General features: G+C 51.7%; 20 protein-coding genes and 1 riboswitch. Of the genes, 12 read left to right on the top strand and 8 right to left on the bottom strand.

Annotated features, from left to right (window positions below):
* Positions 1-23: 23 nt before the first annotated feature.
* The 8 genes from H8L32_RS24730 to H8L32_RS24695 all read left to right on the top strand — a co-directional run bounded on the left by H8L32_RS24730 (position 24) and on the right by H8L32_RS24695 (position 11256).
* Positions 24-2399 (top strand): beta strand repeat-containing protein, encoded by a 2376-nt coding sequence (locus H8L32_RS24730; protein WP_186950450.1) that lies wholly within the window; start codon positions 24-26, stop codon positions 2397-2399.
* Positions 2400-2452: 53 nt separating this feature from the next.
* Entirely contained in the window at positions 2453-4105 is a 1653-nt protein-coding gene (aroKB, locus tag H8L32_RS24725) for a bifunctional shikimate kinase/3-dehydroquinate synthase AroKB (RefSeq protein ID WP_329605226.1), read from the top strand.
* Positions 4106-4110: 5 nt separating this feature from the next.
* Entirely contained in the window at positions 4111-5262 is a 1152-nt protein-coding gene (locus H8L32_RS24720) for a deoxyguanosinetriphosphate triphosphohydrolase (protein WP_186950448.1), read from the top strand.
* A 46-nt stretch (positions 5263-5308) separates the two neighbouring features.
* Positions 5309-6010, top strand: coding sequence for a DUF4197 domain-containing protein (locus tag H8L32_RS24715; RefSeq protein WP_186950446.1), 702 nt, complete (start codon positions 5309-5311; stop codon positions 6008-6010).
* 366 nt (positions 6011-6376) lie between these two features.
* Positions 6377-7534 carry an ABC transporter substrate-binding protein gene (locus H8L32_RS24710; protein WP_186950445.1) on the top strand — a complete coding sequence of 386 codons (1158 nt, stop codon included), beginning with the start codon at positions 6377-6379 and terminating at the stop codon, positions 7532-7534.
* 133 nt (positions 7535-7667) lie between these two features.
* Positions 7668-8558, top strand: a complete 891-nt coding sequence (locus tag H8L32_RS24705) for a branched-chain amino acid ABC transporter permease (protein ID WP_186950443.1) — start codon at positions 7668-7670, stop codon at positions 8556-8558.
* Positions 8559-8567: 9 nt separating this feature from the next.
* On the top strand, positions 8568-10517 hold the full coding sequence (locus H8L32_RS24700; RefSeq protein WP_186950441.1) for a branched-chain amino acid ABC transporter ATP-binding protein/permease: 1950 nt from the start codon (positions 8568-8570) through the stop codon (positions 10515-10517).
* A gap of 10 nt (positions 10518-10527) precedes the next feature.
* Complete coding sequence (locus H8L32_RS24695; RefSeq protein WP_186950439.1) at positions 10528-11256, top strand: ABC transporter ATP-binding protein; 729 nt, start codon at positions 10528-10530, stop codon at positions 11254-11256.
* Positions 11257-11839: 583 nt separating this feature from the next.
* Here H8L32_RS24695 and H8L32_RS24690 read toward each other — a convergent pair.
* From H8L32_RS24690 to H8L32_RS24655, 8 genes are all read right to left on the bottom strand, one after another.
* Positions 11840-12934 carry an enoyl-CoA hydratase/isomerase family protein gene (locus H8L32_RS24690; protein ID WP_186950437.1) on the bottom strand — a complete coding sequence of 365 codons (1095 nt, stop codon included), beginning with the start codon at positions 12932-12934 and terminating at the stop codon, positions 11840-11842.
* An 835-nt stretch (positions 12935-13769) separates the two neighbouring features.
* Positions 13770-14117, bottom strand: a complete 348-nt coding sequence (hpf, locus tag H8L32_RS24685; protein ID WP_186950434.1) for a ribosome hibernation-promoting factor, HPF/YfiA family — start codon at positions 14115-14117, stop codon at positions 13770-13772.
* Positions 14118-14226: 109 nt separating this feature from the next.
* The gene (locus H8L32_RS24680) at positions 14227-15714 is read right to left on the bottom strand and encodes an RNA polymerase factor sigma-54 (RefSeq protein ID WP_186950432.1); all 1488 of its coding nucleotides are present in this window, start codon (positions 15712-15714) and stop codon (positions 14227-14229) included.
* 11 nt (positions 15715-15725) lie between these two features.
* Complete coding sequence (gene lptB, locus H8L32_RS24675; protein ID WP_186950430.1) at positions 15726-16478, bottom strand: LPS export ABC transporter ATP-binding protein; 753 nt, start codon at positions 16476-16478, stop codon at positions 15726-15728.
* Entirely contained in the window at positions 16479-17030 is a 552-nt protein-coding gene (lptA, locus tag H8L32_RS24670) for a lipopolysaccharide transport periplasmic protein LptA (protein ID WP_186950428.1), read from the bottom strand.
* 27 nt (positions 17031-17057) lie between these two features.
* Positions 17058-17708 (bottom strand): LPS export ABC transporter periplasmic protein LptC, encoded by a 651-nt coding sequence (gene lptC, locus H8L32_RS24665; protein ID WP_186950426.1) that lies wholly within the window; start codon positions 17706-17708, stop codon positions 17058-17060.
* Complete coding sequence (locus H8L32_RS24660) at positions 17705-18241, bottom strand: KdsC family phosphatase (protein WP_186950424.1); 537 nt, start codon at positions 18239-18241, stop codon at positions 17705-17707. The genes lptC and H8L32_RS24660 overlap by 4 nt, the downstream gene beginning before the upstream one ends.
* On the bottom strand, positions 18241-19281 hold the full coding sequence (locus H8L32_RS24655; protein ID WP_186950422.1) for a KpsF/GutQ family sugar-phosphate isomerase: 1041 nt from the start codon (positions 19279-19281) through the stop codon (positions 18241-18243). Before H8L32_RS24655 ends, H8L32_RS24660 begins: the two co-directional genes overlap by 1 nt.
* 113 nt (positions 19282-19394) lie before the next feature.
* Here H8L32_RS24655 and H8L32_RS24650 point away from each other — a divergent pair, with 113 nt between their 5' ends.
* From H8L32_RS24650 to ahcY, 4 genes are all read left to right on the top strand, one after another.
* Positions 19395-21377: a monovalent cation:proton antiporter family protein gene (locus H8L32_RS24650; protein WP_186950420.1), complete on the top strand. Its 1983-nt coding sequence runs from the start codon at positions 19395-19397 to the stop codon at positions 21375-21377.
* A 32-nt stretch (positions 21378-21409) separates the two neighbouring features.
* Entirely contained in the window at positions 21410-21952 is a 543-nt protein-coding gene (locus H8L32_RS24645) for an adenine phosphoribosyltransferase (RefSeq protein WP_186950417.1), read from the top strand.
* Positions 21953-21991: 39 nt separating this feature from the next.
* On the top strand, positions 21992-22453 hold the full coding sequence (locus tag H8L32_RS24640) for a GNAT family N-acetyltransferase (protein WP_186950415.1): 462 nt from the start codon (positions 21992-21994) through the stop codon (positions 22451-22453).
* A gap of 87 nt (positions 22454-22540) precedes the next feature.
* A riboswitch (S-adenosyl-L-homocysteine riboswitch) is annotated at positions 22541-22615 on the top strand.
* Between the two features lie 25 nt (positions 22616-22640).
* Positions 22641-24068: an adenosylhomocysteinase gene (gene ahcY, locus H8L32_RS24635; RefSeq protein ID WP_186950413.1), complete on the top strand. Its 1428-nt coding sequence runs from the start codon at positions 22641-22643 to the stop codon at positions 24066-24068.
* Positions 24069-24125: the final 57 nt, after the last annotated feature.

The raw sequence follows: 24125 nt of genomic DNA, 5'->3' as shown, positions 1-24125 counted from the left end.
ATTTGTTTAACTATAGGTGTTTCATGATGAAGTTTATTCGCGAAGTGTTCGCATTATTACTGCTGGTCGGCCTGACGGCTTGTGGTGGTGGCGGTGGCTCACCAGGTAATACAAACGGAGTCGCCTTGTTTACGACTGCGCCTGGTGCCTTGACGATCGCGCCGGGTGAAACGCGTACCTATAGCATAGGCGGTGGCGTTCCTTCTTACACGGCAACAAGTAATTCTGCAGCAGCCATTGTGACGGTCAACGGTAGCACCCTGACCATCAAAGGTGGTAATGGTGGCAAGGCCACGATCGCCGTCAAAGATGGTGCCGGCATTTCGGTCAGCATTGACGTGACGATAGGTAGCGGTGTGGATCTGTTCACTTCAGCACCTAGCACAGGCATTGTTGTCGGTGTTGGTGAAAATTCCACCACCTATACTATTGGTGGTGGCAGTCTGGTGTACACCGTTACCAGTAACAACCTGTCGATTGCGACTGTTACAGCAAACAATAATACTTTTGTCGTGACAGGTGTATCAGGCGGCCGGACTACGGTGTCCGTCAAGGATAGTGTTGGTGGCGTTGTTGAACTTCCTGTCGTAGTCGGCTCTTCCGATCCGTTGTTCACTACTGCAGCAAGTGCTATTAACGTAGGTGTTGGTGCCGCAGCGACCTATAAGGTTGGTGGTGGTAATGGACCTTACTCTGTGGGTAGTAGCAATAATGCGGTGGGTACGGCTTCTATCTCCGGAACAACCTTGACTATTACAGGCGCTTCGGTTGGTACGACTACGGTGGTGGTAAGGGATGCATCTACAGGAACGGTCAGCATTACGGTTACTGTAGGTTCGACAGCTGCTCTGTTCACTTCTGCTCCGACAAATCTGACCGTTGGCATCGGTACCACGAGCCCGACTTTCTCTATCGGTGGTGGTAGTCAGATTTACTCTGCCACGAGTGGTAACACGCAGATTGCAACGGTCGGTATCAATGGCAATAAATTTGTTGTCACTGGCGTAAGTCCAGGCAGTACTGTTGTTACAGTCAAGGATAGCCTGGGTATAACAGTGAATATCAATGTGACCATTGGCTCCGGTGCAACTTTTTATTCGACCGCACCAAGTGCAGTGAACATCGCAGTGGGTGGCAGTAACACCTATGTACTTGGCGGGGGAAGCGTGCCGTACACCGCAACGAGTAGCAATACAAGCGTGGTTACTACATCTGTCTCAGGTTCGAATTTGGTGATTAACGGCATTATTCCTGGCAATGCGAATGTTATTTTGCGCGAAGCAGGTGGTAGCAACCCGATCACCATTGCCGTTACAGTTGGTAGTGGCACAGTCAATAGTTTGTTCACAACAGCGCCTGCAGCCGTGACTATTGCAGTGGCTGCTTCTCCGACTTATCAAATTGGTGGTGGTACTGGGCCGTACTCTGCAACCAGCAGTAACGCAGCGATAGTTACAACATCGGTAAGCGGGACCACATTGACAATCACTGGTGTGGCATCAGGTAATGCGACTGTCCAAGTCAAGGATGCAGCGGGAACACCCGTGGCAATCGTTGTCAGTGTCGGCTCCGGTACTGCAGTTGCGCTTTATACCTCTGCTGCTGCCAACCTTAATTTGTCAATCGGTGCAGCGCCCGTCTACACAATTGGTGGTGGTACAGGCCCTTATACGGCGACAACAAGCGACGCACGCATTGTTACTGCAGTTGTTAGTGGCGCTGGATTGACTTTGACTGGTGTCACAGCAGGTACTGCACTCGTCTCTGTTGTGGACAGCGTTGGTGCACGAGTGCCAATCAATGTCACCGTGATTGGTACAACCAGTGCAACACTGGCAGTTACACCAACGGTAAGTACAGGATATGTTGGCGACGTGCTGACGTTCCGTGTTGATGGTGGCTCAGCTCCATACAATATTACGTCGAACAACCAATCCATCGCGACGGTTAACAATGGAACGGTGTCAGCTAGTGGTGGCGTATTCAATGTAACGCTGGCGAAAGTTGGTACGGCAGTGATTGTGGTTGCAGATGCGTCCGGAAATACCAGTTCTGTCACTGTGACAGCAACAATACCAGCTACATCGTTGTTCATTAGTCCTTCGGTATTCACGATTAATGAAACAAATGTGTCGACTATTTTGTTGAATCTGACCGGTGGTAATGCGCCGTTCCAAGTATTTACAAACAATACATTGTTGTCCACTGTATCTGGTACTAACCCAGACCCATTGAATCCTCTGAGCTTTACTGGAAGATCAATCAATGTTTCACTGGGTACGCAGGGTACACGCTGCGTGGCTGCGGATACGGCTGTGACGATCACCGTCAAGGATGCTCAGAACATTACTGCGACCAGCACCATGACGATCCAGAATCTGGCAGTTGGTGGTTGCTGATGATGAAATATTAGTCTGGCAAGTTTATTGTTATGTGTATGAAATAAGAAATAGTGTCGACTAATATTTTTCTAGTAGGCCTGATGGGCTCCGGCAAAACTACGGTTGGCCGGGCCCTGGCAAAAAAACTTAATAAGCGATTCATTGATTCTGATCACGAAGTGGAGGCGCGTACCGGCGTCTCTATTCCCGTGATATTCGAGATCGAGGGTGAGGCAAGCTTTCGCCAGCGTGAAGCGGATGCCATCCGTGATTTGACGGCTCAGGAAAATATCGTTTTGGCTACAGGTGGCGGTGCCGTGTTAAATGCAGAAAGCAGGAAGTTTTTGCATGAGCGCGGCACCGTTATTTATTTGCGCGCCGGAATACAAAGCATATTGCAGCGTACCCGGCACGACAAAAACCGGCCTTTATTGCGTACCGGTGATCCCCGCAAAAAGCTGGAAGAGTTAGAATCCCAGCGTGACCCCCTATATCAGGAAGTTGCCCATCTGGTTGTTGAAACCGGGCGGCCGAATGTCCAATTTTTAGTGCAGTCCATCCTGGATAAATTGCCGCAGCAATTCGGCAGTGAGTCCGATGACAGTACAAAGCAAACTATGTCTCCCGAAAATAATTCCTCAAGCAAGGTCTTGAACGTCGATTTAGGTGAGCGCAGCTACCCCATTTCCATCGGTTCCTCCCTGTTGTCTGACAGCCAGTTCCTGCAATCCCAGATCAAGGGCAAGCGTATCGTCATCGTGACCAATACCGTTGTGGCCCCGATTTATCTGGCCGGACTGGAAGCAGGCCTGCGAGCTGCCGGCAAGGATGTGGTATCCGTTGTGTTGCCTGATGGTGAAGAGCAGAAAAACTGGACCAGCCTGATGCTGATTTTTGATGCATTGCTGGAACAGAAATGTGACAGAAAAACCACCCTGCTGGCCTTAGGTGGCGGTGTGATTGGTGACATGACAGGTTTTGCGGCGTCCGCCTACATGCGCGGCGTACCATTTGTCCAGGTACCGACTACCCTGTTGTCACAGGTAGATTCGTCGGTAGGTGGCAAGACCGGCATCAACCATCCGCTGGGCAAGAATATGATAGGCGCGTTTTACCAGCCGCAGGCAGTGATTGCCGATATCGGTACGCTGCAAAGCCTGCCGGACAAGGAATTGTCTGCCGGACTGGCAGAAGTGATCAAGCACGGTGCCATTATCGATGCTGCATTCTTTGACTGGATAGAAGCCAATATGGCCGCCCTGCGCGCCAAGGATGCCGCCGCCCTGACGCATGCAATTTTGCGTTCGTGTGAAATCAAGGCCGATATTGTCCGCCAGGATGAACGCGAAGGTGGCTTGCGCGCGATTTTAAATTTTGGCCATACCTTTGGCCACGCCATAGAATCTGGTCTGGGCTATGGTAAGTGGCTACATGGTGAAGCCGTAGGCTGTGGCATGGTGATGGCCGCAGACCTGTCCTGCCGCCTTGGATATATGGATTACGTCAGCAAGACCCGCATCAAGCAACTGGTGGAAGCCGCAGGCTTGCCTACCGTTGCGCCAGATCTGGGTGAAGAACGCTGGCTGGAATTGATGGAAGTCGACAAGAAGAATGAAGGCGGCAAGATCAAGTTCATCCTGTTGAAACCGCTGGGCCAGGCTGTCATTACCAGCGTGCCCCAGGATATTCTGCTGCAAACCCTGCGTAGCTGTATTTCTCACTGACGATCATGTTCTCTGACGCTCACCTCGCTCCCTATGCAGCACAATCTGCCAGCACACGAGGTCGGCGTCACGCCGAAGAGGCGTCGTCGTCACGCAGTGAATATCAGCGTGACCGTGACCGTATCATTCATTGCACCGCCTTTCGCCGGCTTGAATACAAGACCCAGGTTTTCGTCAATCATGAAGGCGATTTATTCCGCAACCGTCTGACCCACAGCCTGGAAGTCGCCCAGATAGGGCGCTCCATCGCCCGCAATCTGCGTCTGAATGAAGATCTGGTCGAAGCCATTTCGCTGGCGCATGATCTGGGCCATACCCCTTTTGGGCATGCCGGTCAGGATGCCCTGAATACCTGCATGAAGGCCTTTGGTGGCTTTGAACATAATCTGCAAAGCCTGCGTGTAGTCGATCAGCTGGAAGAGCGCTATGGCGCATTTGACGGCTTGAATCTGACTTTCGAAACCCGTGAAGGCATACTCAAGCACTGCTCCATCACCAATGCCCGCCTGCTGGGCGATGTCGGCCTGCGCTTTATTGAAAAGAAAAGGCCCACGCTGGAGGCACAGGTGACCAACCTTGCTGATGCCATCGCCTATAATAATCATGATATTGATGATGGCTTGCGCTCCGGCCTGCTACAGGAAACGCAGTTGATGGATCTGGACATTTATGCCCGCCATCGCGCCATCGTGGATGCCAGTTATCCAGGTATCAATGGACGGCGGGCAATCGCTGAAACCATACGACGCATGATCAATACCCTCATCGTCGATCTGATACAGACTTCTGCGCAAAAAATCCGCGAATGCGCACCGGCCAATGTTGATGACGTGCGCGACATGGAAAGAATGATTGCTTTTTCCGAACCCATGTATCAGGAAGCGCAGGCACTCAAGCAATTTCTGTTTGAAAACCTGTACCGGCATTATCAGGTTAACCGCATGACCTACAAAGCCAGGCGGACCATCACTGAATTGTTCGGAGCCATGTTCCAGGAGCCGAATCTGTTGCCGCCAGACTATCAGGTAAAACGGGAATTGCCGGAAGAAGAGCATCTGCGCTTGCAGGTGAGAAAAATTGCAGATTATATTGCCGGCATGACCGATCGTTATGCGATGCGTGAGCACCGCCGTTTGTTCATGGTCGATGAAATTTGAATCTGAAACCGGGCTATCATGGCCTCTCTTTTATTTTGGAAAAAACATGTCCTCCATCTCCTCCCTGTGCACCCGCCTGCTGTTAACTGTTGCCATTGCTGGCAGTACCAACGCTGCCCTGGCCCAGTCATTTGCCGATTTAAGTAACCAGGATGCCAGTACCGGCCTGAAAGCAGCCCTGGACAAGGGCTCTGCCGCCGCAGTCAGCAAGCTGGGAGTGGAAAACGGTTTCCTGAACAACGACAAGGTCAAGATCCAGTTGCCGTCGATATTGGAAAAAGCCCGCCCGATTCTGCAAATGACAGGCAAGGGCCAGCAACTCGATGAGCTGGTGGTTTCCATGAACCGCGCTGCCGAAGCCGCTGTACCTATGGCCAAGCCTTTGCTGGTGAATGCAGTCAAGTCCATGTCGCTGACCGACGCAAAAAATATCCTGACCGGTGGCGACACGTCCGTGACCGATTTTTTCAAGGAAAAAACCGCAACGCCACTCAGCGCCAAGTTCTTGCCCATGGTCAAGGGTGTGACGGACAAAGCGGGCTTGTCAGCCAAATACAATAGCATCATGGGACAGGCGCAGAAGTTCGGTGCCGTTTCCCAGCAAGAGGCAACGGTAGAAGGCTATGTCACCCAGAAAGCCATGGATGGTCTGTTTGTGATGATCGCGGAAGAAGAAAAAGCCATACGCAAGGACCCGATTGGTGCTGGCAGCAAGGCGATCAGCAAAGTGTTCAGCCTGCTCAAGTAATCCCGGCCTTGTGTTTGCTTGCATTTACTTGTGCATGCCTGTGTATGTTGCATAAACAATAGCCTTGCATTGAATGGATGAAAAAAATTCACTGAATGCATGAAAAAAATTCTTGGTAAGGATTTTTTTCATCGAAAAACCCCGTTAAAAAAATGCCACAGAATCCGTCAGGCCTTGCTACATAAGGCTTGGCGGCTGGTGCTGAATTTTATTCAGTCATGGTTTGCGGCTTGTTGTCCTGACGGTGCGTAGTATTACTTAAGTAGCGTAATTTTCAACATGTTGATCACTTCCTGCTAACTTGGCACGGTAATTCATTAATTCCATTTTTGAACTACCAACCAAAAAATAATTCAGGAGACCAGCATGTCCTATAAAATCCAATCCCTAGTTGCGTCCGCTTTGTTGAGCTGGGTGGCTGTTGCCCACGCAGCTGATCCGATCAAAATCGGTGTTGCCGGCCCTTTTACTGGTGGCTCTGCCCCGATGGGCGTATCGATGCGTGACGGCGTCAGGTTGGCTGTCAGTGAAATCAATGCCAAGGGTGGCGTCCTGGGCCGCCAGTTGCAACTGGTTGAGCGCGACGACGAAGCCAAAAATGAGCGCGGCGTGCAAGTAGCACAAGAACTCATCAACAAAGAAAAAGTATCTGCAACCGTCGGTTATATCAACACTGGCGTGGCACTGGCTTCCCAGCGTTTTTACCAGGAAGCAAAAATCCCGGTATTGAACAATGTGGCGACAGGTAGTGTGATCACCAAGCAGTTTGTTGCGCCGGAACACAAGGATAACTATGTTTTCCGTACCGCAGCCAGTGACACCATACAGTCTGCAATGATTGTTGATGAAGCTGTCACAAAAAACAAATTCACCAAAGTCGCCATCCTTGCAGACTCTACCAATTACGGCCAGCTTGGCCGTGAAGATCTGGAAAAAGTATTGAGTGCGAAAGGCATCAAGCCAGTCGCGGTAGAGAAGTTCAATATCAAGGATGTGGACATGACGGCCCAGTTGCTGAAGGCCAAACAAGGTGGCGCACAAGTTATCCTGACCTATGGTATTGGCCCTGAACTGGCACAGATTGCCAACGGCATGGAAAAACTAGGCTGGAAAGTACCGATGATAGGTAGCTGGACACTGTCCATGGGTAACTTCCTTGATAATGCCGGCAAAAATGGCGACGGTGCCATGATGCCGCAAACCTTTATCCAGGACCCGAATACGGCTAAACGCAAAGCCTTCATCGAAGCTTATCAAAAAGCTTATAAACTGGAGCGCATGCCGTCTGCCGTCTCTGCAGCCCAAGGCTATGATTCCATTTATCTGCTGGCAGCAGCATTCAAGCAGGCTGGTAGCACCGATGGTGTCAAAGTCCGTGAAGCGCTGGAAAATCTGAATGAAAAAGTGGAAGGCGTGGTTACCACGTACAACAAACCTTTCACACATGATGATCATGAAGCCATCAAGCCTGGTACCCCTGTCATGGGTGAAGCCAAGGGTGGCCATATCGTTCTTGCCAAATAAGGCGTAGACGCACTCTGTAGCCAAACGGTCAGCTCCAATCCGGGGCTGGCCTTTTTTTCAGTCAGTCAGCTTGTTCACTGTCCCGGGTTCATTCCGGGCCGGCTGGTGAGCTGCACTCCATTGGATGGAAAAAATGGAAATCTTACTTCAGCTTGTTTTCAGCGGTATCGCCCTCGGCATGATCTATGCGGTCATCGCCTTTGGCTACCAGCTGACATTTGCCACTTCGGGCACGCTCAATTTCGGTCAGGGTGAAGCACTGATGCTGGGGGCCCTGGTTGGTCTCAGCGTGGTCGGTAATATTCACGGTGGCCCGTATATGAATTATTGGCTGATGATACCCATCGTCATCGTCTTTGGTGCCTTGCAGGGCATGTTTGTGGAATGGATAGGCGTACGCCCGGCCATCAAGATCAAATCCGAATTCGGCTGGATCATGTCCACCATCGCACTTGCCATCATTTTTAAAAATGTCGCAGAAAATATCTGGGGCAAGGATGACCTGACCTTTCCTTCACCGCTGTCGGCAGCGCCATTCCAGATACTCGGTGCCAATGTACAGCCCATGCAAGTAGTGGTCGTGCTGGGCGCGCTGGCAATGATGCTGGCAGTAGAATTTTTCAACCGCAAATCCATCTACGGCAAGGCGGTAGTCGCTACTTCGAATGACAGGGATGCGGCTGGCCTGATGGGCATCAATACCAGTATGGTCATTACCTTTTCCTATGCATTGTCATCGGCTACTGCGGCGTTTGCCGGTGTGCTGGTTGCACCGCTGACGCTGACTGGTGCCACCATGGGTTCTGCCCTGGGCCTGAAGGCGTTTGCCGTGGCAATTATCGGTGGTTTGACATCCGGTGTCGGCGCTATCGTTGGCGGCCTGATATTGGGCATTGCTGAAACCACGACCGGCTTTTATATCTCCACCGGTTACAAGGAAGTGCCTGGCCTGGTATTGCTGTTGCTGGTATTGGCGATCAAACCCGCAGGTCTGTTCGGCAAAACTGCCATCAAGAAAGTATGAGGCCGTATCATGAATAAAAAGACCCTGCTTGTTTCTATTGTCGGGATTGCTGCACTGAGCCTGTTTCCGATTGTCATGCACAATCCTTATTACCTGCACCTGGTTGAAACCATACTTATCTATGCCATCCTGCTGTTTGGTCTCGACATCGTGGTTGGCTATACCGGCCAGGTATCTCTCGGCCATGCCGGCCTGTTTGGTGTAGGTTCGTATACAACCGGTGTGCTGGTGTTTAAACTGGGCATGCCATTCCTGGCTGCCGTGCCGTGCAGTATCGCCGTGACAGCGCTGTTTGGTGCCTTGCTGGCCTTGCCTGCGTTGCGCGTGACCGGTCCCTACCTGGCCATGGTGACACTGGCATTCGGTACCATCATCACTATCCTGATCAACGAGATGACCTTCCTGACCGAAGGCCCCATGGGTATCAAACTGACCAAGCCCGTCATGTTCGGTTACAAGCTCAACGAAGTCGAGTATTACTACGTCGTAGCGGCGATGATGGTGCTGGCGCTGATCGTGGTCCATCGCATCTTGCGTTCACATCTTGGCCGGGCGTTCCAGGCTTTGCGTGACAGCCCGATTGCGTCGGACTGCATGGGCGTGTCGGTGTATCGTTACAAAGTGATTGCCTTTGTCATCAGCGCGGCCCTGGCCGGTCTGGCGGGCAGTTTGTATGCCTACTCGGAAGAATATATTTCACCGAATACCTACAACTTTGAACTGACCATCATGTTCTTGCTGGCCGTCATCATGGGGGGGCGTAAAACCCGTAGTGGTGCCTTGCTGGGTGCATTGATCGTGGTCATGCTGCCATCGCTGCTGGCGGATATAGAACTGTTCCGCAAAATCGCCAGTGTGGCAGCCGTGATTGCCGTGATTGCAGGTGGCGCAGCCATTTTCAAGCAGCGCAAGACGGTCCGTGAAATGCTGGTGCCAGTAGGGGCTACGGTGGCCATGGCCCTGTTTTCCTACAAGCTGGAAAACATTACAGACTGGCGTCTGACCATCTTTGGTTTGATGACCCTGTTCGTCGTGTATTACCTGCAGGATGGCATCGTTGGTTTTGTCAATAACCTGCTTGGCAAAGGGGCACGTCATGTGGAACTGGATGCTGCCAGCGCACAAGCCAGTCACGATCTCGCCATCGTGAAGGCAAGTGAAGCCAGGGTAGGTGTGTTGCTGACCGCCAGAAAAGTACTGATGCAGTTTGGTGGCCTGAAGGCATTGAACCAGGTGGATTTGCAAATCACCAAAGGTACGGTGCATGGCCTGATCGGTCCGAATGGTTCAGGCAAGAGCACCATGATGAATGTGCTGACCGGTATCTATCAACCTACCGATGGGGTGGTGGAATTTGGTGGCAACGTGATATCCGGTAATACTCCTTCGGCTATTGCGCTGGGTGGTGTGGCCCGTACTTTCCAGAACGTGCAGTTGTTTGGTGAAATGACGGCTACTGAAAATATCCTGGTGGGCCTGCACAATACCTTCCGCAGCAATGTGCTGGATGTCATGCTGAATACACCGCGTTATCAGCGTGAAGAACGTCTGGCGCGTGAGCGGGCTGCCAGCCTGTTGTATTTTGTTGGCCTGGCTGACCTGGCAAATGAAGAAGCGCGCAATCTGCCTTATGGCAAACAGCGTCTGCTGGAAATAGGACGTGCCCTTGGTCTGAATCCACAATTGCTGCTGCTGGACGAACCTGCTGCTGGCCTCACTGCGCCGGACATCAAGGAATTGATCGCCATCATCCACAAGATACGTGAACACGGCATTACCATCATCCTGATTGAACATCATATGGATGTAGTCATGTCGATCTGCGATATTGTCACTGTGCTTGATTTCGGCCAAAAGATCGCCGAAGGCAAACCGGCTGCCGTGCAGGCTGACCCCAAAGTGATAGAAGCTTATCTTGGTGGCAGTGTGGCAGATACAGCCGACATCGTCGCTGCATAAGGAGAACATCATGTTGAGCATTTCAAATTTACATGCAGCGTATGGCAAGGTGGAAGTCTTGCACGGTATTTCTCTTGAAGTACCAAAGGGTAAGGTGGTGACCCTGATAGGATCAAATGGTGCCGGAAAAACCACGACCATGCGTGCCATTTCCGGCATGTTGAAACCGAAAGAAGGTTCGGTCGTGCTGGCGGGTAAAGATGTGACGGGAATGGATTCACACAAGATCGCGCGCGCCGGTCTGGCCCATTCCCCCGAAGGGCGGCGCGTGTTTGCCACCATGTCAGTGACAGACAATCTCTTGCTGGGTGCCTTCCCGCGTTTTACCCGCAGCCGTCCACGCGGCGATATAGAAACTGACCTGCAAAAAGCCATGGATCTGTTCCCACGTCTGAAAGAACGTCGCAATCAGCTGGCTGGCACTTTATCTGGTGGTGAACAGCAGATGCTGGCCATGGCCAGAGCTGTGATGCTTAATCCCGATGTCATTCTGCTGGACGAACCTTCGATGGGGCTGGCACCGATACTGGTGGATGAAGTCTTCCGCATCATTGTACGCCTGAAAGAGGAGGGTACTACCATGCTGCTGGTGGAGCAATTTGCGGCGGCTGCCCTGGCCGTGGCAGATTATGGCTATGTGTTGGAAAATGGTCGTATCTCGGTGCATGGACCAGCAGCGAATTTGCAAAATGATCCGGCTGTGAAAGCGGCTTATCTGGGTGGCGGTGCGCATCATTGATTGATGTTGTTTGCACTGAAAAAATGGAGAGCTTGCTCTCCATTTTTTTATAGGTAATTTTATTAACGTCGTTCCTGCGTGGTTTTGGTAGTAGTCTAGCGGCGTTTTTGACAGACTACTGCGTGAGTTAATTTCAGATTATTAGTGTTTTGAATAATCTGGTTTTTAATGTCAACAGACGTTCATTTTGGATTGCAGGCCGGTGGTAGACCGGCGGCTACCCACCTTTTTGCTTCGCCAAAAAGGTGGGCCAAAAAGGCGACCCAGGCGTCGTCGCCCCTGCGGGGTTCCCGTTTGTGCGATACAAAAAATGGGAAAGCTTCGAAACTCGCTTCGCTCAAACACGAAGCTTTCTTGGTCCATTTTCTGTACCGCACAAACGGCGTCGGTGTAGCAGGGAATTTGGATTGCATGCAATCCGCCTGCGTAACGATCTCGCCTTGCAAGGCGAGATTCCTTCCCTATAGGGACACAGGGCACATGGGAAGTGCAAAATTCAAAAGCAACCCCAAAGTCAAAAGCAACCCCATAGTCAAAAGCAACGTCAATGCGGCCTTTAGTTAAATTGCTTTTGCGGGGTAATTTATCCCTGCAAAAAACGCAAAGGATGTGCGTGGGTAGGCCATACCTCGGTGAAGAAATTTGCCACCTGTTCTGTCGTCACTTCCGCCAGCGTGGCGGGTGACCAGCGTGGGGTATTGTCTTTGTCTACCACTAGCGCACGCACACCTTCCAATACTTCACCGTGTTTGAAACAGTGGCGTACCATGTTTCTTTCCATACGCAGGCAATCGGATACGGTCATGCTGGCGCTGCGCCGTAATTGTTCCAGCGTGACAGACATCAATAGTGGAGAACGTTTTTGCATGATGGCAAATGCTTGTTGTGCAAATTCAGATGTGTCTTGCTGCAAGTGGTTGGTGATCTCGATCGCGCTATTTCCACTGAACAGTGCATCAATGCCTGATCTGTTTGCAGCCAGCTTACTGTTGCCGGGGAGTGCCTGATCAGCAAAAGGAACCGCAAATTCGCGTATTGCGGCTCGCACATCGGTGGCGGTATTTTGCTCCAGAAGATGCATCAAGGCAGGCAATTCTGAGGTCGGTATAAATACATCGGCCAGCCCTGCATACAGCGCATCGGCTGCATTGATGATTTCACCGGTCAGACCCATGTAAGTACCAATTTGTCCCGGTGCACGTGACAGGAAGTAACCACCACCCACGTCCGGGAACAGGCCGATATTCACTTCCGGCATCGCCATTTTTGTACGTTCCGTGACGATGCGAAGGCGGCAGTCATTGCCTGCCTGGGCGATACCCATACCACCTCCCATGACGACCCCATTCATCAGCGCGATATAAGGTTTGGGGTAGAAATGAATTAAATGATTTAGTGCATATTCTTCGGTAAAAAAATCTTCCAGCAAGGCAGAATCACCTTTAGGTGTTGCGGTGCCTACATCATAAAAGAAGCGGATATCACCCCCTGCACAAAATGCCTTTTCACTGCTGCCATGGATAAATACTGCCCGCACGCTTTGATCATCCTGCCAGGCCAGCAAGGTCGTTGTCAGCGCTCTAACCATATCGAGAGATAGCGAGTTCAGTGCTTTGGGTCTATCCAGAGTGATGTAGCCGATGTTGTTCTTGACGGAAGTGTGTACAAATTCGCTCATGGTGGTTGACTATGCAGGGTAGGGGATGAAGCTGCTATTTTAGCTTTGTCAGAGATGTGCGTCACGGAACGTATTAGATACACGAACAATGAATTCGTAACTATTGCTTTGTTGTTGGTTTTGAAGTTGTTTTTGCTTTTGACCTTGTTTTTGATTTTAATCCGCTTGGGCCCTGTGTCCCAGAAGGGAGATACATCGCCTTGCAAGGCGATGTCGTTACACAGGCGGAATGCATGCATTCCGAATTCCCTGCTACACCGAAGCCATTTGTGTAGTGTAGAAAATGGAAAAAGAAGGTCCGATGTTTGAGGTGTAGCAGGGGTTTCGTGGTGCATGCACAACGCCTGCGTAACGGCATGCGCATGCAAGCGCATGTTCCTAAAGCAAGGCCGCAGGCGAGTTGCGGACCTTCCCATTTTTTGCGCTACATAAATGGGCACTCCCGCAGGGAGCGAGTCTGCGGTCGCCTTTTCTTTGGATACTTGCTTTTGGCGACGCAAAAGAAAGTATCTCGGCTGCCGGGCCGAGACCCGGCTTGTATCCACGGAGGGCGATCGTCTTAATCAAAGTGTGGCATATAACGGGCGACACGGCATACATAGAACGCCGCTGGATTCCAGCCAAACCCACGCTGGAATGACGCCAATAAAAATGCCGTGAATCAACTAACTCGCAGCTTGTTGAGCAACGCATGCAACAAACAGCAATAAAAGTGAATTATTTATTTGAAATGTCAGAAACGATATCTACAAAAAACCTATCATCCAGCAAAAAGGACGCCTTTAGCGTCCTTGTTTTGGAGGTCCATAACCCTGTTAGGGTAAGGACTGGGGCCTTATGAAGCCGATGCCGGATCAGGTATGTGCTTGATGGCGTCGTGCTGATGGTTTTGTATCTTGTCTTTATGCTTGATGACCTGACGATCAAGTTTATCTATCAGTGTATCGATAGCTGCATACAGATCATGCGCCAGACTTTCTACATGGATATCTTTGCCACTGATATGCAAATTAATGTCCGCTTTGTGTCGTTTTTCCTTTTCCCGGAGCTTGTCCACCGTCAGGATGACGGCGATATCAATGACCTGGTCGAAGTGTCGCCTGATACGTTCTAGTTTGGTATGTACATATTCACGAATTGCAGGAGTTACTTCGACGTGATGTCCACTGATGGTGAGATTCATACTGTGCTCCTATAGTGATGTTGCTTGCTGTAACGATAAGCTCATTGCTGTCTTATTGCCTTGAGCTAAATCATATATAGCAATTCAAACCGTGATTACAAGGACTTGCTTACAAAGATTTACGCAAACTCACTGGGGGGATTTTGAGGGCTTCACGGTATTTGGCAACTGTCCGTCGGGCAATTACCATGCCCTGTTCACCCAGCATGTCTGCAATTTTGCTATCAGAGAGTGGGCTTTTCTGGTCTTCTGCTCCTATCAACTGCTTGATGAGTGCGCGTATCGCGGTGGAAGATGCTTCCCCCCCTGTTTCCGTCGCGACATGGCTGCCGAAAAAGTATTTCAACTCAAACATGCCGTGGGGGGTCAGCATGTATTTTTGGGTTGTTACACGCGAGATAGTGCTCTCGTGTAATCCTAGTGTATCAGCAATTTCGCGCAAAACAAGGGGGCGCATGGCAACAGCACCGTGCGTGAAAAAATTGCGTTGTCTTTCAACTATGGCTTGTGCAACGCGCAAAATGGTATCGAAACGCTGCCGCATATTCTTGATCAGCCAGCGCGCTTCTTGCAGTTGTGAGCCGAGTCCGCCTTCACCACGATTTTGTTTCATGATGTTGGCGTACATGCTGCTGACACGCAATTTGGGCATGACATCCTGATTCAGCGTAACTTGCCAGCCATTGGCTGATTTTTTGACGATGACATCTGGCACTACATAGTCCGATTCATCGACAGCAAAATCGATGCCTGGGCGGGGTTTGCATAGCCGGATGACGGTTTGTGCGTCGCGCAAATCTTCGTCATCGCAGTCGAGGATTTTCTTGAGTTTGGTGAAATCTCTTTGTGCAAATAAAGTCAGTTGCGTTTCAACAATTTGCAAAGCCAGTCTGCGTGTCACGAAAGCAATTTTAGGCAAGCGTTTGATTTGCAGGGCCAGGCATTCGGATGGTGTGCGAGCGCCCACACCTGCCGGATCAAAGCTTTGCAGCATGTTCAGGGCAAATGCCAGTTCTTCTGGCTCGACGCATAATTCCAGTGGCAGGCTGGCATGGATTTCATCCAGGGTTTCTGTCAGGTAGCCATTGTTGTCGATGGCATCAATCATCAATTCGACCAGGGCGCGGTCACGTGGCTCGCGCAGGTTCAGGCGCATTTGTTCCTGCAGGTGTTCACGCAGGGTAATGTGAGCGGCCCCTAGTTGTGGCCGGCCATCTTCATCGTCACTGCTTTTGCTGCCATGATGCACGTCATCAAAACCCCAGTCTTCTTCGCTGGAGCTGCTTGTGTCATTGCTGACGGCGATATCTGCATCAGCCTGGGTTTCCGTCGTGGTGCTGTTTTCTTCACGCGAGGCGGGTGCTTCCATGCCGGCGTCTGCTGCTGTGCTGCTGGTATTGATGGCACCATCTGCCAGCAGGCGTACTGCGTGGTCCAGCGGGTCATCCACACGCTCCAGCATGGGATTTTCTATGAGCAGGGTTTCCAGCTCCTGGTGCAATTCCAATGTGGACAATTGCAGCAACCGTATGGATTGCTGCAATTGAGGCGTTAATGCCAGATGCTGGGACGTGCGTAGTTGCAGGCTTTGTTTCATGATGATTCCCGTCACATCCGGAAATGTTCTCCCAGATAGACGCGCCGCACGGATTCATTTTGTATGATGTCATCCGGCTTGCCGCTGGCCAATACGGCCCCCTGATTGATGATGTAGGCATGATCACAGATGCCCAGAGTTTCACGTACGTTGTGGTCGGTAATCAATACGCCGATGCCACGTTCCTTGAGGAAACGCACAATGCGCTGGATTTCAATCACGGCGATCGGGTCAACACCGGCAAAGGGTTCATCCAGCAAGACGAAGCGCGGGTTGGTGGCCAGTGCACGGGCAATCTCTACACGTCGGCGTTCGCCGCCTGACAGTGACAGTGCCTGGCTTTCCCGGATTTTTTCAATCTGCAAATCGGCCAGCAGGGCATTAAGTCTTTTGACGATGGATTTCTCGGAAAGAAATTTTCCATTGGCATCTTTTTGTAACTCCAGCACGGCACGGATATTCTCTTCTACCGTCAGCTTGCGAAACACCGAAGCTTCCTGGGGCAGGTAAGACAAACCCAGTACGGCCCGCTGGTGTATGGGCAATTGTGAGATATTGACAGCATCAATCGTGATATCGCCAGCGTCGGATGGCACCAGGCCAACGATCATGTAGAAGGAGGTGGTTTTGCCGGCACCATTCGGGCCCAGCAAACCAACCACTTCACCGCTTTTCACTTCCAGCGAGACGTCGCGCACCACCTGGCGCGCGCCATAGCGTTTTTGCAATCCCTTGACGAGCAAGGTACTAGGCGTGGCTGTCATTTAATTGGTCTGTTTGGGTTGCAGGGTGATTTTGACGCGACCAGCTCCGTCTACATGCTGGCCAGTGGTTGAATTGGTACCGATGGCGATATCATTTTTACTGTCATAGGACAGGTATTCGCCCTCTTGTTCCTGGGTGATTTTCTTGCCTTCCAGGTAGCGCACTTTGGCTTTGGAAATGAACTTGACGATTTCTGTCGTCTGATTGTATTCGGCTCGGTCAGCTTCACCTTCTACCCACAGGTCAGGGCCGCCATCGCGTTTTTGCCGGAAGCTGACTTTTTTGCTGACGCCACCAGTCAGTACGACAAACTGGTCACCGTTCGGGGCTTCGGTAACTACGGCTTTTTCTGAATTGACAACCAGGGTGCCGCGCACCAGTTGTACGCCTTTGGACAAGACGCGCACGCTGGTTTTGCCGTCGCTTTCAGAATAACCGGCTTCTATCGTGGTTTCCTTGAAACTGTCGGCTTTTTCTGCGCTGACCGGGGTGTAGATAAAAGCAAAACAGGCCAGCCCCAGGCATTGGCCAAGGGAACGTGTCAATTTCATATTTTTCATTGGCAAATATCGCTTTCTCTATTTGGATGGTGTGGAGGGAGCCGGTTCGCGTTCACGTTTCTTCAGGTGAATACGTACCTTGCTCAGCAGGGCCAGGTGCTGGGTGGAATTGTTGGCCACCATACCTACGGCGGTGGTGTCCACTTTTCCTGTTTTGACGGTGATAGGCTTGTCGGTTTTGACAATATCTTCGTCGGGTAACAGCAACAAATAATTGGTTTCCAGGCGCATGAACTGTGAGCTCAGGCCTTCGGGTCTTTCCATGCTGACGTTGTCATACAGACGGACTTCATCATGTTCACGCTTGGGCGTAGTCATCGTGGATTTTTGCGACACCACGGCCAGATCAGCCAGCAGATGCAAAGGCGGGCGATCAACATCAAAGCTGTTGATTTGCGGGCGTTGAATTTCTATATTGTCATTGCGCGGCAGATGGATCAGGCGTTCACCGGTGATGTGGTAATTTGCCTTGCCATTATTCGACAGCCGGATGAAATTGAATTTTTCTACATAGTAATCCGGCGCCGAACGGGCAGATGAACGGTTCTGTTCATCATTCGCATTCCGGCGTATGACTTCCATCACCCAGATGGTACCAAGGGTCATCACGCCCAGCAGTATGACTGCCAGCCAGATGCGAAAACGGTCTATGGTCATATGATGTTTCATGACAGGTAAGCCTCGATGGCCTGTTCATATTTGCCCTGGGCGTGCAGGATGAAGTCGCAGACTTCCCGTGCCGCACCTTTGCCACCACTGGCCGTGGTGACGTAGTGCACTCTTTGCCTGACTTCTGCATGGGCATTCGGTACGCTGGCAGAAAAACCGCAACGTGTCAGTATCGGCAAGTCGATGATGTCATCACCGATAAAGCCGCAGACATCGGCAGACAGGTTCAGTTCAGCAAGCAATTGCAGGAAGGCCGATTTCTTGTCGTGTATGCCCTGGCGCACATGGGTGATACCGAGGTCGCTGGCGCGCTTGCTGACAATCGCGGATTGTCTGGCACTGATGATGGCCGTCGCAATGCCAGCCTGCTGCAACAGTTTGATGCCCTGGCCGTCCAGCACATTAAAGGTTTTCATCATTTCACCGTCCGGGCCGAAATGCAGGCTGCCGTCAGTGAGTATGCCGTCGACGTCAAATATCATGAGTTTGATCGTGGCGGCAGTATGGGCTGCAACTTGGTTTGCCTTGTCCATCAGATTACCTTGGCCCGTGTCAGGTCATGAATATGCAGGGCACCGACCAGTTTTCCCTGGTCATCGGCTACCAGCAACTGGTTGATGCGATAGGTTTCCATAATTTCTACCGCTTCTACCGCCAGTTGTTCTGGTCGTATGCGGCGTGGCTTGTCATGCATGACTTCGGCAATCTGTAACTGGGTAAAGTCGCGTGTGCCATCCATCAGGCGGCGCAAGTCACCGTCGGTGAAGATGCCGACGATATGCTGGTCCTTATCCACTACGGCGGTCATCGCCATGCCTTTTTTGGTGATCTCCAGCAATGCGGTTTTCAGGCCGGTATCTGGTGTCACTTGCGGGATATCATCGCCGGTGCGCATGACATCGCGGACGTGGGTCAGCAGGCGGCGACCCAGTGAACCGCCAGGGTGGGAGCGGGCAAAGTCTTCTTCGCGAAAACCGCGTGCATCCAGTACGGCGACTGCCAGCGCATCACCCAGCGCCAGTGTGACGGTGGTGCTGGCAGTCGGTGCCAGGTTCAGCGGGCAGGCTTCTTTCGCCACATGCAGGTTCAGGTGTACATCGGCCAGCTTGCCCAGACTGGATTCCGGGTTGCCGGTCATGGCAATCAGTTTGACACCCAGGCGCTTGATGATGGGCAGGATGGACATCAGTTCAGATGCTTCACCAGAATAAGAAATGGCAATAAATACATCTTGCGGTGTCACCATGCCAAGATCACCATGCGCAGCTTCTGCTGGATGAACGAAAAAGGACGGCGTGCCGGTAGAGGCGAAAGTCGCTGCGATCTTGCGGGCGATATGACCAGACTTGCCTATGCCCGAGACGACCACACGACCGTGGCAGGCTAACAACATATACACGGCTTCGGTGAAGCCGGCTGCATCACCGTTACCCAGGCGCTTTTGCAATGCAAGCAGGGCATCGGCTTCGATTTGCAGGGTTTCGCAAGCCAGTTTCAGGGCGCGCTGTGCGGCTTCAGCCGTGCGCACAGGTGCAACATGGTCGCGAGAAGATAGGGCATTGAATTCATTCATGCCCGAAGTATAAACGAAATCCGCAAAGCAAGAACTCTGCCAGTTGTAACGTAGTGAATATTGTTTGCCCTAAGGCAGGTTTCAAACGCGATAAATCGGCAATAATAGGAGACATGACAGGTCTAGACACTACATTATTATTGCTGGCAGCCGCTGTGATGGGCGTGGTCGGCTTCCGCATGTTGCAACTGCCGCCCATGCTGGGTTATCTGGTAGTTGGTATTTTAATTGGCCCATATGGCCTGGGTGTGGCAGAAGAAAGTGCTGTCACCCATGAGCTGGCCGAATTCGGCGTGGTGTTTCTGATGTTTTCGATAGGGTTGGAATTTTCCCTGTCCAAACTCATGGCCATGCGCAAGGCAGTATTTGGTCTGGGCATGGCGCAGGTGCTGGTGACCATATTGACAAGCATGTTGTTTGGCTGGCTGGCCAGTCGCTTGCTGCCCCCCATGTTCAGAATCAGTTGGGAAGCCTCATTTGCGCTGGGTGGTGCGCTGGCCATGTCTTCCACCGCGATTGTGTCCAAAATGCTCACAGAACGGCTGGAGCTGGAAAGCCTGCACGGGCGGCAAATCATCAGCGTGCTGTTATTCCAGGATCTGGCCGTGGTGCCCTTGTTGATCCTGGTACCGGCGCTGGCATCGAAGTCACCTGACCTGGTAAAAACCCTGGCGCTGGCCAGCGGTAAGGCTGTTGTGGTACTGGTGTTGCTGCTGGTGGTCGGGCAAAAAATCATGCGTACCTGGTTCAGCATCGTGGTCAAGCGGCGCTCGCAAGAGTTGTTCATGCTGAATCTTTTGCTGATTACCCTGGGTGCTGCCTGGCTGACCGAAAAGGCTGGCCTCTCCATGGCGCTGGGTGCGTTCGTGGCGGGTATGCTGATTTCCGAGACCGAATACCGGCATCAGGTGGAAGAAGATATCAAACCCTTCCGCGATGTCTTGCTGGGGCTGTTTTTCATCACCGTCGGTATGTTGTTGAATGTGCGCCTGGTGATTGAACATTTCTGGCTGGTCATGTTGTTATTGTCTGGCCCGGTATTGTTAAAGCTGATACTCATCGCTGCATTGGCCAGGGTATTTGGCAATTCAACTAGCGTGGCCCTGCGCACGGGCCTGGGTCTGGCGCAGGCCGGTGAATTCGGCTTTGTCTTGCTGAATCAGGCCGGGGGCCTGCAACTGGTGGATCCCTTGCTGGTGCAGTTGATACTGGCATCGATGGTGATTTCCATGCTGATATCCCCATTCATTCTGGCCAAGTCGGATGTCATCGTCATGAAATTCTCGGCCAATGAATGGATGATGCAATCCCTGGCCCTGACCCAGATTGCTGCCCGCACCATGACTACCAAAAAACACGTGATCATTGCCGGCTTTGGTCGTAGCGGCCAGAGCCTGGCGCGTATTCTGGCAGAGGAAAATATTGATTATCATGCACTTGATCTGGACCCGGACCGGGTGCGCGAAGCGCAGGCTGCGGGTGTCAATGTGTCCTATGGTGATGCGGCCAGACGAGAAAGCCTGCTGGCCGCCGGTATCAACCGGGCTGCGGCATTGGTGGTGACGTATACCAGCACGGCATCAGCGCTGAAGATCTTGCATTTTGTGAATGAAATGAATCCCAGCCTGCCCGTCATTGTGCGTAGCCACGATGATGTCGATCTGGAAAAACTCAGGTCTGCCGGTGCCACCGAAGTCGTGCCGGAATTGATGGAAGGCAGCCTGATGCTGGCTTCCCATGCGCTGGTCATGCTGGGCGTACCATTGCGCCGCGTGGTGCACAGGGTGCAGGCCGCCCGTGAGGCGCGTTATGAATCCCTGCGTGGTTTCTTCCATGGTGCCAGCGATGCAGCGGACAGCCCGGAAAACATGCAGATACGTCTGCATACGGTATTGTTGACCGAACGTGCCAAGGCGCTGGGGCAGAATCTGGCAGACTTGAAGCTGGGTGAGCTGGAGGTGGATATCCATGCCATACGGCGCGGCAAAGCCAGACTGGATCAACAAAATGATATCGTTTTGCAGAATGGCGACGTGGTCGTGGTCAGAGGAACTTCCGAAGCAGTCGCTAGAGCAGAGCAGCGGCTGTTAAAATAGCGGGTTATTTTTCAATTTGAAGGACATGCTTGATGTTTAATCCATCAGAGTACATTAAAGAACATATCCGTACGGTGGAAAACTGGCCACAGGAAGGCGTGATGTTCCGCGACATTACCCCCTTGTTGCAGAATCCTAAGGTATTCCGTGTACTGATTGATATGTTTGTGCATCGCTACATGGATGAAAAGCTTGACGTCGTGGCTGGCCTGGATGCGCGCGGTTTCATCATCGGTTCTGTGCTGGCCTATGAACTGAACCTGGGTTTTGTGCCTATCCGCAAGAAGGGCAAGCTGCCTTTTCATACCGTTTCTGAGCAATATGAGCTGGAATATGGCAGCGCAACGGTGGAATTGCATGCCGATGCCTGCAAAAAAGGCGACCGCGTAGTCCTGATTGATGACCTGATCGCCACAGGCGGTACCATGATGGCCGGCAAGAAATTGCTGGAGCGCCTGGGTGCGACCGTGGTGGAGGGCGCAGTCATCGTTGATCTGCCCGAACTGGGTGGTTCAAAAATTATCCGTGACAGTGGTTTGCCTTTGTACACGGTTTGTAATTTTGATGGTCATTAGGCAATACCTATTCAAAATTTGTGATGAGCGTTTGTCAGCATGAGTCTGTTGCATATAGAAGCCGTTGACCCGGCCTTGCCCGAGGCCGAGGTCTTGCTGGAAGAATTATCTGCCAGCCTGGCTGTGATCACCGGTAGCAGTGGCCGTGCTTCCTTTGATGTACAGGATGTACGTGTGCCGGGTGCCTTGTTTGTGCTGGCACGCGATGCCAGTGGCGTGGCGCTGGCTTGCGGTGCTATTCGTCCGATGGAAGAAGGCGTGGCCGAAGTCAAACGCATGTATGCGCGGACAAACACGCTGGGTCTGGGTTCAGCGGTACTCGCCCATCTGGAAACTGCTGCCAGGCAATATGGCTATCGTCATTTACGCTTGGAAACACGCCTGGTCAACCAGCGGGCCGTTGCCTTTTATGAAAAACACGGCTATTGCCGTATTCCCAATTTTGGCAAATATGCAGGCAATTCCGCAGCAGTCTGCTTTGAGAAAAACTTGCTGCGCTGAGGGAGCCAGTGGAAAACAGCGTGTTTTCCTATTTTCCAGACAACGCAAGAAATCAGCAAAAATGCCTGAGCTGCGCTATACTTGAATTCTTCCAAGGAGCGTTGCGACGAAAACTACGAGTTTTTGCCAGGCTTGGGATATCCATAACCGCGCTCACGTTACTTTTTTCATCAGAAAGGAGGGCGTGATGAACGCCGTCGTAGCAAACACATCCAATACCGCTTCCCAAGATTTTTTCGTTGCTGACCTGAGTCTGGCTGACTGGGGTCGCAAGGAAATCCGCATTGCCGAAACAGAAATGCCAGGCCTGATGGCGATCCGTGAAGAATTCGCTGCTACCCAGCCACTGAAGGGTGCACGTATCACCGGCTCCCTGCACATGACTATCCAGACAGCCGTGCTGATCGAAACATTGCTGGCACTGGGCGCAGAAGTACGCTGGGCATCTTGCAATATTTACTCCACACAGGATCATGCAGCCGCAGCCATTGCTGCCGGTGGCACACCTGTGTTCGCTTTTAAAGGCGAAAACCTGGATGAATACTGGGATTTCACCCACCGTATTTTCGAATGGAAAGACGGCGGCTATTCCAACATGATTCTTGACGATGGCGGCGATGCGACCTTGTTGCTGCATCTGGGTACACGTGCAGAAACAGATATTTCTGTATTGGCCAGCCCAGGTTCAGAAGAAGAAATCTGCCTGTTCAATGCGATCAAGAAACACCTGGCTATCGATGCTACCTGGTACTCCAAACGCCTGGCAGAAATCAAGGGCGTGACAGAAGAAACAACGACAGGCGTACATCGCCTGTACCAGATGCACAAAGATGGCAAACTGGCTTTCCCTGCTATCAACGTCAATGATTCCGTCACCAAATCCAAGTTCGACAACCTGTATGGCTGCCGTGAATCTTTGGTGGATGGTATCAAGCGTGCAACCGATGTCATGATCGCCGGCAAGGTTGCCGTTATCGCCGGTTACGGTGATGTAGGCAAGGGCTCTGCGCAAGCCATGCGTGCACTGTCTGCACAGGTATGGGTAACTGAAATCGATCCTATCTGCGCATTGCAGGCAGCGATGGAAGGCTACCGCGTCGTGACCATGGAATATGCTGCTGAACATGGCGACATTTTCGTGACGACAACAGGTAACTACCACGTCATCAGCCATGCACACATGCTGAAGATGAAAGACCAGGCCATCGTTTGCAACATCGGTCACTTCGATAATGAAATCGACGTCGCTGCATTGAAGCAATACACCTGGGAAAACATCAAGCCACAGGTTGACCACGTGATTTTCCCTGACGGCAAGCGCATCATCCTGCTGGCAGAAGGTCGTCTGGTGAACCTGGGTTGCGGTACAGGTCACCCATCGTATGTCATGAGTTCTTCTTTCGCCAACCAGACCATTGCGCAAATCGAATTGTTTGCCAATACAGCGAAATATCCAGTAGGCGTTTACACCTTGCCTAAACATCTGGATGAAAAAGTCGCCCGTCTGCAATTGAAAAAACTCAATGCACAACTGAGCGTGCTGACAGATGAACAGGCAGCCTATATCGGCGTGAATCAAAATGGCCCTTACAAGCCAGATCACTACCGTTATTAATCATCTTGAGAACCTATCCGGGTTTGCCAAAGGCAAGTCCGGATAAGTGCAATGAAG

The sequence above is a fragment of the Undibacterium hunanense genome, assembly GCF_014284335.1.
GTDB classification, from domain to species: Bacteria; Pseudomonadota; Gammaproteobacteria; order Burkholderiales; family Burkholderiaceae_D; genus Undibacterium; species Undibacterium hunanense.
Note: the sequence above shows the minus strand (reverse complement) of the source record. Positions and strands in the feature narration are given on the sequence as shown.